At 38.2% G+C, this 12470-nt stretch carries 8 protein-coding genes and 1 riboswitch; of the genes, 4 read left to right on the forward strand and 4 right to left on the reverse strand.

Translation table 11 applies throughout. The annotated features are described in order from the left end of the window. Window positions 1-30 precede the first annotated feature (30 nt). The 3 genes from JOC48_RS04490 to JOC48_RS04500 all read right to left on the reverse strand — a co-directional run bounded on the left by JOC48_RS04490 (window position 31) and on the right by JOC48_RS04500 (window position 5260). On the reverse strand, window positions 31-2343 hold the full coding sequence (locus JOC48_RS04490) for a S8 family serine peptidase (RefSeq protein ID WP_204497852.1): 2313 nt from the start codon (window positions 2341-2343) through the stop codon (window positions 31-33). Between the two features lie 146 nt (window positions 2344-2489). Continuing rightward, window positions 2490-3992, reverse strand: a complete 1503-nt coding sequence (gene melA / locus JOC48_RS04495; protein ID WP_204497853.1) for an alpha-glucosidase/alpha-galactosidase — start codon at window positions 3990-3992, stop codon at window positions 2490-2492. 206 nt (window positions 3993-4198) lie between these two features. Next, complete coding sequence (locus JOC48_RS04500) at window positions 4199-5260, reverse strand: hypothetical protein (RefSeq protein WP_204497854.1); 1062 nt, start codon at window positions 5258-5260, stop codon at window positions 4199-4201. Window positions 5261-5284: 24 nt separating this feature from the next. Next, window positions 5285-5367: riboswitch (cyclic di-GMP riboswitch) on the reverse strand. Between the two features lie 328 nt (window positions 5368-5695). Here JOC48_RS04500 and JOC48_RS04505 point away from each other — a divergent pair. Continuing rightward, complete coding sequence (locus JOC48_RS04505; RefSeq protein WP_204497855.1) at window positions 5696-8047, forward strand: YcdB/YcdC domain-containing protein; 2352 nt, start codon at window positions 5696-5698, stop codon at window positions 8045-8047. A gap of 213 nt (window positions 8048-8260) precedes the next feature. Beyond that, the gene (locus JOC48_RS04510) at window positions 8261-8980 is read left to right on the forward strand and encodes a YfcE family phosphodiesterase (RefSeq protein ID WP_204497856.1); all 720 of its coding nucleotides are present in this window, start codon (window positions 8261-8263) and stop codon (window positions 8978-8980) included. 44 nt (window positions 8981-9024) lie between these two features. On the opposite strand, the gene JOC48_RS04515 is transcribed toward JOC48_RS04510, so the two are convergent. Then, window positions 9025-10011, reverse strand: coding sequence for a Gfo/Idh/MocA family oxidoreductase (locus tag JOC48_RS04515; protein WP_204497857.1), 987 nt, complete (start codon window positions 10009-10011; stop codon window positions 9025-9027). A 400-nt stretch (window positions 10012-10411) separates the two neighbouring features. Here JOC48_RS04515 and JOC48_RS04520 point away from each other — a divergent pair, with 400 nt between their 5' ends. Then, the gene (locus tag JOC48_RS04520) at window positions 10412-11161 is read left to right on the forward strand and encodes a hypothetical protein (RefSeq protein ID WP_204497858.1); all 750 of its coding nucleotides are present in this window, start codon (window positions 10412-10414) and stop codon (window positions 11159-11161) included. A 20-nt stretch (window positions 11162-11181) separates the two neighbouring features. After that, window positions 11182-12420: a polysaccharide deacetylase family protein gene (locus JOC48_RS04525; RefSeq protein ID WP_204497859.1), complete on the forward strand. Its 1239-nt coding sequence runs from the start codon at window positions 11182-11184 to the stop codon at window positions 12418-12420. Window positions 12421-12470: the final 50 nt, after the last annotated feature.

The following is a 12470-nucleotide window of genomic DNA, read 5'->3' on the forward strand; positions in this document are numbered from 1 at the left end:
GACAAGTCGATGCGTTTTGTTTTTTGAACATCACTTTTCCATCACCTTACTAAACAAGACAGCGAAATGGTCACGCCGAATCGCTTCATCTGGACGGTACGTTTGATCTTCAAAGCCGTTAACTACCTTATTAGCAACTAACGCATTAACGGCATTAAATAAAGAAGTATCTTTTTCGATATCCTTAAACACAGACTCATTGTTTCCACCACTCAACTGATAGGCATTAGCTAACAGCACTGCCATTTCACCACGCGTTAACGAATCAGAAGCTGGACTTTTCAATCCCATCAATAAATTTTCATCCTTGGCTTTTACTAAAAATTCATAGCCATATGCACCGGGCTTCACACCAAGAATCGACTCTCCCTCTTCTTTCTTTTCTTCTTTAACTTCAACACCAAGTTCGTTTAACATGACTTGAATAGCCTGCAATCGAGTGACTGATTGGGAAGGCTTGAACGTTCCATCTGGGTATCCGCGCAAAATACCCCTTTCACTTAAAAAGCGAATCTGATCCGAATACATCGTTACGTCATCGTAAAAAGGTGTCACCAATCGTTCTTCAGAAGATACGTAATTACCAAAACCATCTGTCACAGATACAACAACTTTCGAACCAGCTTTCATCTGTGGGATATCAATCACAAAATCACCATTTTTATCCGTATAACCTGTCCAGCTTTCCGTCCCTTTTACTTGGATCACAGAAAACGGTGTAGCTTTCCCTGTGATTTGATGACTTGCTTCAAAAACCTGTGATACTTCCAGCAACTCTAGTTTAGGAGTCGGGAGCTGATCAGAGGAAATACTTAATTGATATTTACTGTTTGACCAATGATGATCACGGTCATGTACTTTGACATAATAAGTACCAGTTTTGAGATGCATTGTTTTCCGTTCATTTTCTTTTCGTTTATCCATTCTATAGATGGGATCTTCTTGACCTGCATGATAGAATGCCAGATCAAGACTTAATTTCGTGTCTGCTGGATCCAATGCAATATCAACTTCTGCTGCTTTCGTTACAGCAAAGGTAAACCAATCTACATCACCCGGCATGCGAATTGCTTCACTCACCGTTTGATTTACTTGTACAGTCGCTGCGTCATCCATCTCCTCTGAAATATCTGAAGACAAATCAGCTTCCGTCAATTGCAGGGATTCATACACATTAATTACTCCATAACCTAACTGTTCATCCCAATAGCCAGCTGATTGACCTCCATTCATTGCCCCCTGCTCTATTGCCCACTCCACCATTTCCGATTCCCAAGCCGGATGCAAGGACTTTATTAATGCCGCCAAACCGCTTACCTGAGGAGCAGCAAAGGAAGTTCCATCATCACTGCGGTATCCTCCATCATGATAGATGCTATAAATATTTACACCTGGGGCACTAACATCAATGTTTGGGCCATAGTTGGAAAAACCTGCCCGGAGAAGCTTTGGCATATATGTATCTACCTTTAGCTTTTTTGTTGCTCCAACACTAATGACCATTGGATAAGATGCAGGATACATTTGCCTCGTGTCACCATAATTCCCCGATGCTCCGACCAAAATAATGCCTTTAGCATGTGCTTCCTCTAATGCTTTTTTCTCCAATGAATTCACTGTGGAACCTGTGTAGCTCATGTTAATAATATCGACATCTTGTTCTATGGCGTAATAAATTCCTTCAATAATATCACTATGTACCATCGTGCCATCGTCTTTACCTATTTTAACAGGCAATATTTTCACATCATCCGTCATTCCAGCAATCCCGGTACCATCAATATTTGCTGCAATTATCCCAGCAACAAACGTACCATGCCCGTTATGATCCTCCGCATCTTCATCACTATTTACGACATCATACCCCGGCAAAACTCTACCAGTTAATTCAGGATGATTTGCGTTTACACCTGTATCCAACACGGCAATGGTGATATCCTCTGAACCTCTAGTAATTTCAGATGCTTTTGCTATATCTATCTTTTCCATATACCATTGTTTGGAAAAGTCTGGTTCATCTAATAGATTTGTCGTACAGCGATGATTGTTTGGTTCTGCATGAATGACATCTGTGCGACTTTGAAGCTGCTCTATTACTTGTTGATAGTCCATATTTGCTGGCACATGATAGATATGTATATTTTTTTTCGTTAAAAATTCGCTTGCTTGAACTTCTCGTAACGAAATATCATTAACCGAAGATGTTTCCTGTAATTGAACAAGGATTTCTCGATTATTAACATTAGTTGTACAACGATTTGATTCCGTTGCATGAACGATTGATTGATTTCCCAATAAATATAAAAATAAGACAACGACCATTACTACAACTTTTTTGTTCATCCCTCTTCCCCCACCATCACTCCAAATACTGTTATTAAAAATTATAACATTAGAACTGTATCATCTATATTGTTTTTTGTTTGTCATTTGGATAAATCTAAGGAGCGGAAATCAAATTTCCCCTCCTTAGATTTAATCTGTTACATCTACAAACTTGCTGGCCTTTCCTTCGCTTTATCTGCTTCTGCCGCATTTTGGTTTGCTTGCTCTCTATTTTCCGCCATTTCTTCTACTGTTTTCACCGCTAACCTAGCTGCTCCACGAGTTTGTTTTGTTGGTAAAAGAGGGCCATCTTCAAGTCGTTGCTTCGCCTCAGCAATTGCATCTGTATATTGCGGTAACCACTCTGCTTCTGCTACCAGCATTTCGTCGACCATTTGCCAAATTTCTTTTGGATTACAAACTGCTCCAACCAATGGATCCATCATCATCGCCTGGCGAAGCAATTGCTCATCTCCATGAACAGCAGCTTCGACAGAGAGTCGTTGTACGGATATACTAACATTACAAACAGCAGCACAACCCATTGGTAAGTCACCAACCTGTGGCATATTCATGCCATTTCGATCGACATAGCCTGGTGCTTCAATAATCGCATCATTCGGTAAATTTGAAATAACACCATTGTTCACAACATTAAAATGTCCACGGTACACTCTTCCCGTTTCTAATCCTTCTAAAATATAGGAACCATGCTCTTCCCCACGGTTTTCTTGCTTATATTCATAAGCAGGCTCCTTCAACCAATTCGGAAAATCCGTTTCAAACCAGTTTCTACCTTCTGTACAGACACGTAAGTATCCACCAGTTTCCCCATTTATCCATGAACCTAGGTCAATCCATTCCTTTATTTCTTCTGGGCGTTTACGATACCACGGAACATATTCACTTAAGTGACCATTAGATTCTGTACTGTAATAGCCAAACCGCCGAAGCATATCGATTCTAACTTTTTCCGTTTTACTATACTTTGGATGATTTTCAAATGCTTCTAATAAACGATTCGTCATATCCTCACCATTGTGACCAACCTTTATGTACCAGGTTTGATGGTTGATACCAGCACAAACAATATCAATCTCTTCCTTTTCTTTTTCTAGTACGTTAGCAATCTGCCTATGGCCACCTTGAACTCCATGACAAAGTCCTACCGTATTAACTCCTCCATATTTATTGCATGCCCACGTAAGCATCGCCATCGGATTGGCATAGTTTAATAGAAGGCAATCATTTTCTGCCACTTCCCTTATATCCTTACAAATATCTAACATTGCCGCAATTCCACGCTGTCCATACATAATACCGCCGGCACTTAGCGTATCCCCGACACATTGGTCAACACCATACTTTAATGGAATTTCAATATCTTGTTCAAAAGCTTCTAATCCCCCAATTCGTACAACATTAAAGATGTATCTCGCACCTTTTAATGCTTCCCTCCGGTTCGTTGTTGAATGAATGGTAATATTGAGACCGTTCTCATCAATGTCACGTTGGCAAAGCTGTGTAACCATCTCTAGGTTTTTTTGACTAATGTCCATAAATGAAACATCAATATCCTGAAACTCAGGAACTGAAAGGATATCTCGCAATAATCCTCTCGTAAATCCAATACTCCCAGCACCAATAAAAGTAATTTTGAATGACATACAAACCCTCCTTTTTCTTAATCCTATCGTATCACCGTTATGATGTAAGCGCTATAAAAATGACAGTTGTTTTCATCATTTTTAAAACTTTGAATGAGTTCAACCCTCGTTTTTACTCTATAAACTCAATCATGCTAGATCACCCTTGAATTTTATTACATATAAAAATCCCTGAATTCCAAATGAAATTCAGGGATTTAATGCTATTATTCTACTTCTTCTTCATTTTCTTCTTCATCTGATTCAAGACTATCATCCTGCTCTTCACGCTCATCTTCATCTTCTTCTGACACTTCATCTTCGTCCTCTTCCAACTCTTCGTCTGCCTCTTCTGACGCTTCATCACTTTCTTCAGCTGTCGATTCTTCTTGAAGCTGTTCGATTCGTTCCACTTCAGATTGAATCAGGGCTTGTAAGCTTTCTATTCTTTCGTATAGAGGTTCTAAAGCTTCGTCATCATCAACACGAAAATCTAACACAATTAGCTGATTCTTTACCGCTCTTAAGTAATTACCTTGAGATTTTAACTTACCGAAAAAGCTATCAACAACGTCTTCTTCTAACTCCTCTTCCGTTGTACTATCTTCCTCATCGGCAGCTTCTTCTGTTTCTGTGCTCTCTTCCTCGGTTTCTTCTGTACCAACTTCGGATTCTACACGTTCTTCTTCTGTTTCTGTACCCTCTTCTTCAGGCTCAGTGCTCTCTTCCTCAGTTTCCGTACCTTCATCTGTATTTTCTTCTTCCGTTGTTTCAGAATCGTCTTCTACCGCTTCTTCTGTTTCTGACTCACTTGATTCTTCTGTTTCTGAAGATTCATCTGATGTTTGTTCCTCATCAGTCGATTCAGTTTCTTCGGTAGCATTTTCTTCGGATTCTTCCTCATCAGATTCATCATTTTTTATTTCGAAATAGTCATTAGCAGAAGCTGTGACTCCATTTACTTTTTCCTCAATTTTATCAAGCTGCTTCGTAATATTTTCTATTTTATTATCGACACCTTTGTTTTGGCCTTTCGCCTTTCCTCTTGCTATCTTGTCTGCAATTTCATCTAGCTTCTTACCAACCTTGTTATCTATTCTTTCTTTATGTTTACCAGCTTTTTCGGGCTTTCCAACGTTTGGCTGTTTATCCGCTTTCTCCTTGCCAACTTTTTCCACCTTGTCTTTCGGACCACCAGCATGATCTGGCTTTGCAGCTAAAGCTGGTGTTGAAAATACGAAAGTCACGACCGTAATAATTGCAAATAATCTTAACACGCTTCTTTTCATTACTATTCCTCCTATTTTTGTAGTAACGGCAGCAGGCTGGCATAGGTAATCCCTTAGCCCCTATTGCTTTGTGACGCCAAATTTCTTTGGCTGTACCCAAATTCATCCTAGCAGAAAATTCTTCCAGGTAATAGCTTGTATTATAAAATTCCGACATTTTTCCCAACAAAAAATTTAAATACGTAGTCTGCAAGAACTAATATTGTGGAAATAGAAAGGAAATTTTTCGAAAAAGTCGATTTTCGAGAATATGTAACTAGGTATGTGAATCTCATAGCAATCAGATCATGACAAAAGTTCAACTTTCTTTTTTTAGATTTTTTTCATTTTTTTTACAAAAAGTGAAACGTTTTCTATTTTGAATCGTCTAAATGATTAGATATATTTTCCATAAATGGAATAGAAAATGAAATGGGAGAAGGAGGAATTTTTCACATGAAGAAAAAGACAGTTTCACTGCTCGGTACTATGTTAGTAGTACCTGGCTTAATAGGTGGGTACAGTGGCAATGTAGTACAAGCAACTAGCAGTATCTATGGAACAAATTCAGAGCAAGCATTCAGTGATGAAGCAACCGACCAAGGCACTTCCAGCCAAGATGTTAGTGTAGCAGAGCAACAGCAATTGATGGAGGAAGCACAAATCAGCAAAGAAAAAGCAATTGAAATAGCACAGGATTTTGTCAATCTTTCCGATGATTACAACCAGGAGAATGTGAGCTTTCGAACCAACCATTATATCAATCAAAGCAGTGTTTGGACTGTAAGCTGGAGAAAACAATCTGAAAGAACGTATGATTACGTACGTGTCACATTAGATGCTAATTCTGGTGACATTGTTGCAATGAACCGCAATACGTCTGATCCGGAGTTAGAGGCTTCCTACCCTCCAAAAGTGGATCGTAGTGAAGCAAAAGAAATTGCGTTGTCACTTATTGAAGAGCAGTTCCCAGACTTAGCAGATCAGGTCGAATATGATGATGTAGATCAAAGAACTCCTTTACAAGGAAACGTCGTTTACAACCTTCGTTTTGACAGGACTATCAACAACGTTCCATTTAAACAAAATTTTATTATGATTCGCATCAATGGAAATGGTGATCTAGTAGGTCTAGATTATCGTTGGAACAAGGACGTTATTTTCCCTTCCAAAGACGGAGTAATTTCACAAGCGAATGCAGAAAGTAAGCTTAAGGAAACCCTTCCTTTAAGACTACAATACCGGATAATTCGAGGTGTCCAGCCTTACGCAGAGGTTAACCCAGACGAACAGAAAGATCAATATGCTCTGGAATTCGCATATACTAACCTCGGCTTTGGCGCATACTTTGATGCTAAAAAAGGTGCATGGGTTGATTCTAATGGTAATCAGATAGAGTCAACTGCGGGTGATATTGAACCAATTTCCAGTCAAGCTTTAGGTGAAGCCCCTTCAACTAGTGATAAAGAATTATCACAGGAACAGGCGTTGGAAGTATTTAAAAATCAATTTGAAATTTCCGATAACATGACACTAGAACATGCCAGCTACAACGAGCATGCCGGAAATGGAAGAAACGCTTATTGGAATTTTAATTGGAGAGATGAAAATACTTCCACCTCTACACATGGAAGAATTGATGCTAAAACTGGGGAAATCATCGAATATAGCAATTACAGTAGACACTATAATTCTAGTGAAGAGGTAGAACAAGTAATCACATACGATGAAGCAAAAGAAAAAGCAATAGAAACAGTTAAAGAACTTGTACCTTGGAAAGCAAATCAACTCGGATTGGATCCTGCTAGAAATAGAGAACCACAGGAACCAGAGCAAAGGCGTGAATTTACGTTTAATTTTAATCGCCTAGTAAACGGGATTGTAGTACCTAATCACAATGTTTACCTAACTTTCTCTGCAGAGGATGGAACACTTATACGCTTCCACCAAAATTGGGATGTGGATGCTCAGTTCCCTGAAGCAAATAATGTTATTTCAATAGAGGAAGGAAAGAATATCTACTTCGATGCTGCTGACATCGACCTTGTGTATATAGTTCCACAACAAGAGCCTCCATACCATCCGGCTGACACTAGAAATGATGAGGATGAAGAAGTAGAGGCAAAATTGGCTTATACTTTCCGAGTCAACCAAACTTCTGAACCAGTCTTTCTGGACGCAATGGAAGGAAAATGGGTTTCAGCTGAAACAGGAGAGCCTATTGTTGATACACCTGAGCCAACAGATATAAACGGGCATTGGGCTGAGCAAGCCTTACGCTTAATGATTGAATACCAGGCAATCGAAGTACAAGATGACGGAAAAGTGCTACCGAACGAGAAGGTTACACGTGGGGAAATGGTTAAAATGCTCATGCTGTCCACGAATCCAAATCCTTACTACTATAAGGAAATGTCGTTACGAGCCGCTGCCGGAGATGCTTCCTTTGCAGATGTAAGTACAGATTCAGCTTATTTCCCATATGTAGAATCAGCTGTTCAACAAGGGATCATCGATACAAGCAAGGAGAAATTTAATCCAGAAGAAACTGTTTCTCGAGAAGAATTGGCAGACATGATCGTTCGAGCATTAAGATATGATAAGTTAGCAGAGATCGATGAAATGTTCAACCTTGATTTTAAAGATGCAGCTGAGATTGAAAATCCTGGTACAGTTTCCATCGTCAGTCACCTTGGTATTATGATTGGATCTAATGGATATTTCCGTCCAGATCATGAAGTAACACGCGCTCAAGCTGCTCAAACCTATTTTGAATTTCTAAAAAAACGCGGGAAATATATGAAATAATTTTTCTAGTGAACAAACGGCACAATGAATTTGTGCCGTTTGTTAGTTTCATAACATAATACTTTCACATGTTAATTATTCTCACTAAAAATGCCGGAAACTTTCCATGAACAGAAAATTTAAGCCTTACAAAAATACATGTTATGATAAAGATTGAACTTTCATCGGCGGTCGTAACTCAGTAGTAAAAATTTAAACACGGGAGTGGTATAGGTGAAAATAGCATTTATTTCTGATATCCACGGAAATGCAAATGCATTAGAAGCAGTACTCGAAGATATTAATAAGAAGAAAGTCGATAAAATATTAGTATTAGGTGATATTGCTTATCGAGGACCTGAACCAAAGCGGTCGATAGAAATGGTTCAACAACTACATACAACGGTTATAAAAGGTAATGCAGATGAGTGGGTCGTACGCGGTGTGAAAGAAGGAGAAGTTCCCGATCACGCTCTAGAATTGATGAATCAAGAGAGAGATTGGATTATTTCTAGAATATCCGATACTGATATCGACTATTTGGAAAATCTACCAACAGAATTGACCTTCGAGGAACAAGGTGTAACTTTTCATGCCTTTCACGCAACACCAACGAGTTTATTTGATGTTGTCCTCCCTAATGCAGACGACAATGAATTAGAATCGAAGCTTATGGCTGAGAAAGCAGCTCACATCTATCTCTATGGACACATTCATAAGTCCTATATCCGGAACGTCAATGGAAAAACAGTTGTCAACTTAGGGAGCGTTGGATTACCATTTGATGGCATAACGAAAGCATCCTATGCAATTGTCAATATTAATGATGGACATGTGAGTACCTCAATTGAACGAGTAAGCTACGACTATGAAAAGACAATCGAAAAATATAAGGAAGTAAACTACCCCAATATAGACATGATGAAAAACATTATCCAGAACGCAAAAAACTAATCATTCGACAAAAATCGGGTGGTGCCTGGCACCACCCGATTTTTTTATTCAAACGGATACTTCAATCCCCACTGTTCTCTTACTTCATCTAGTATTTTTAGTATTTCCAGCGATTCATTGAGTGGGATAACGGAACTTTCTGTCAAACCTTCCTGCAAACATCTTCCTACCTCTTCTGCTTCAAATGCATAGCCCTTAGCCACACGATCATCACTATATGTCTCTACTTCTTCATTATTGATATACAAAGTAGCCGATCTGGTATTTAGAAATGAAGGAATTCGGATATAACCCTCCGTGCCATGTATGTAAGCTTCATTTGTTAAACCTAAGCGAATGGCTCCATTTAACATGGCTGTCTTCCCGGAAGGATAGGATAAAAAGATTGAAAAATGTTCATCTACTCCTGTTTCGCCTATAAAAGCAGAACTTTCTATCTTTTCCGGTTGCGCCCCAAGAATCATGGACGCAAACGATATTGGATAAATCCCTGCATCCAATAGTGCTCCTCCACCTAATTCTGGATTTAATAGTCTCCAGTCAGGATCCCATGGTGCCTTAAACCCAAATTCAGCTTTTACTAGACGGACGTCGCCTATTTTACCTGCTTTAATCCATTCCCTAACCTTAACAATAGGAGGAAGAAACCGAGTCCACATTGCTTCCATTAAAAAGAGCTTCTTGTCTCTTGCAAATGTAATAAGCTCTTCCAACTCAGCAGCACGAACCGTAAACGGTTTCTCACAAAGAACCGCTTTTCCAGCTCGTAAGCAAGTCATAACATTTTCTTTATGGAAGGGATGTGGTGTTGCTACATAAATGGCATCAACTTCTGGGTCCTGTGCCAGTTCTTCATAATTTCCATATGCACGTGGGATCCCATGTGTTTCCGCAAATTTTGTAGCGCTTTCATTTGTTCGCGAACCAACTGCCACCAATTCAGCATTTTTTGCAAAAGTGATATCCATCGCAAATTGATTTGCAATTCCACCTGTACTTAATATTCCCCATCTCGTCTTCTCGGTCTTCACATATATCTCCTCCTTAGATTAAATTTCATAATAACAACCACTATCATTTCTCTAGTTCAATAGTTACAATATCACAACCAAGCCAAAAAATCATTGAAAATTCTGATTATTAAAGACAATTTAAAAGAAGTACATCACTTTTGTGTAATTGCAATCAGTTCTAAATTAGTCACCAGCTGTCGATGATTTACGACAAAATACCTATCTATCAAAAGCAATGAGTACGTTCATACGAATCACCTTCCTCATACTTTTTTCTTCCTCCCCCATAACTAAACATGCCCTTACAGCCCTTGTTATACGTACTTTTTACATATTCCATAGAACTTTTCTATCATCTTATTGACAATGTATTCCTACTTAGCTACACTCAACTAAAGGCAGTGCAAGGAGGGATATTATGTCGAAAAATAACGGAAATAGTAAATTGATAAATTGGTTCAAAAAAACGGAATCAGAAAGTGATAGAGTTATTGAGGAATACGAAGAACAAACTGAAAAAGAAGAAAAAGACGACGATACGGCTATTCATCTACCAAATAGTCATGAGACAACTAACTTTGATGCACTTTTACAGGATCGTGTATCGATGGATCTAATGAATTCTGTTGAACAAATCTTACATAATCGCCAGTTAATCATTTCAAAAAACACTGACTTAGAAGAACAAGTTGATCACAACATGAACTATATTTCCAATTTAAAGGCTGAAACCGAACAGCGCGACCGCAAAATCTCTAATTTAGAAAGAACAATCAGAGATTTTGAGAATCGTTTAATGAATAAACAATTAAACTATGATCAGCTATTAGAAGATTACGAGGATTACCAAAGTAATGCTAAAAGTCAGATAGAAAGCCTAAAAAGAGAGATTTCCAAGGAACAGGACAAGTATTCCAAAATTCAGCAACAGTTTCATACCTACCAAGAAGACTCATTACAATTAAAGCGTGACTTAGAAGAAAAAATACGGACATTAGAAGTAGACAATGAAACATTGGAACAGCGCTTTGATGCAACATTAAAAGAGAAGAACAAATTACTTCAATTAATCAATGATTTCACAAGTAGAATGACAGACACTTCCTATGAACAACCCGCAAAAACACAATCAGATGCAAAAGTAGTACCAAATATGGAAGAAAGCTAATTTGTAACGGAGACGGTAGTATGAAAATAATTGGTGGAAAGCTGATTGAATTACTCTCTATAAATTCATTAGAAAATGATTGTTTGCACGTAAAAATAACGTTCAATAATCAATCAGCTAGCTTCAAATGGAAAATTGATAAGGAAACAAGTAACGCACTGTTAGAAGTTTTACAAAGTCAATCTAAAAATTGTAAATACCGTTTGTCTTTAAAAAGTCATTGGGATGAAAACGAAAATAGTTACGTCAGTACTGTAACAAAAGTTAACGCGGATGGTTCGGAACGTTTAAGCTTCCTATGTTCCGATATGTATGTAGGGAATTTAAATTACATAAAAGGAATGCAGTCATCCAGTGAGTTGAAAACATTTCTTGATAGCATTGCTGCCCAAGCCAAAGAAGAACAACAAACAGAAGCTGAACAAGAAATTCTTCAAACAAATGCTTCATCTAATCGGGGTCGATTACTAACAAAAGTAATTGGAATGTGTCTATTCGTTTCCATTGTTATCTGTTTACTTATCGTATTTTCTGGATATACATTTAGTTCCACAAATGTATCTGTTCTCCATCATGTCAACAGCTCAAAAACGTTAAGTATGAAGTCTGATTTACAGGTCTTTCAGTATAATGAAAAGGTTAGCTCATCAGAAAAAACCTCCTCATCCTTGTTACCTGCTGCTGAGTTAAATGAGTTGGTGAATTTTTACGTTCCAGACAATAAAGTTGCGATTACGTTTGATGATGGACCATCACGTTTCACGAAAGAAATTGTTGAAATTCTAGAAGAGTACCAGGTCGGCGGAACTTTCTTCTTTTTAGGATTATACGTCGAGAAATATCCTAACATCGTTTCTTATGTAGATGAACATGGGTATTCGATAGGCAATCATTCCTATTCTCATTCATCTTTTCTCGAATTGTCACCAACGAACATAATCAGAGAAGTACAAAATACCAACCAATTAATTGAAGCAATTACGGAAAAAACAGTTCGATTATTTCGTCCTCCTTTTGGCGCAAATAACAAAAAAGTAAGTGACACGATTAAACAACAAAACATGAAAGTTGTATTATGGGACAAAGATCCTGAGGACTGGGATATAAAAAGTGCGGATCAAATTTACCAGGAGGTCGCCAATACAGACCCATCTGGATCCATTTATTTGTTTCATGAAACGCAAGCAACAGTAGATGCACTTCCACAAATAATCGAGTTCCTAAAAGAACAAAATGTAGAAATGGTAAACTTACATTGAGATAGAGAAAAGATCTAACAGCCTATCACAAACGCGAATAAGCAGTTAGA

It is taken from the genome of Aquibacillus albus (genome assembly GCF_016908325.1).
GTDB classification, from domain to species: Bacteria; Bacillota; Bacilli; order Bacillales; family Amphibacillaceae; genus Aquibacillus_A; species Aquibacillus_A albus.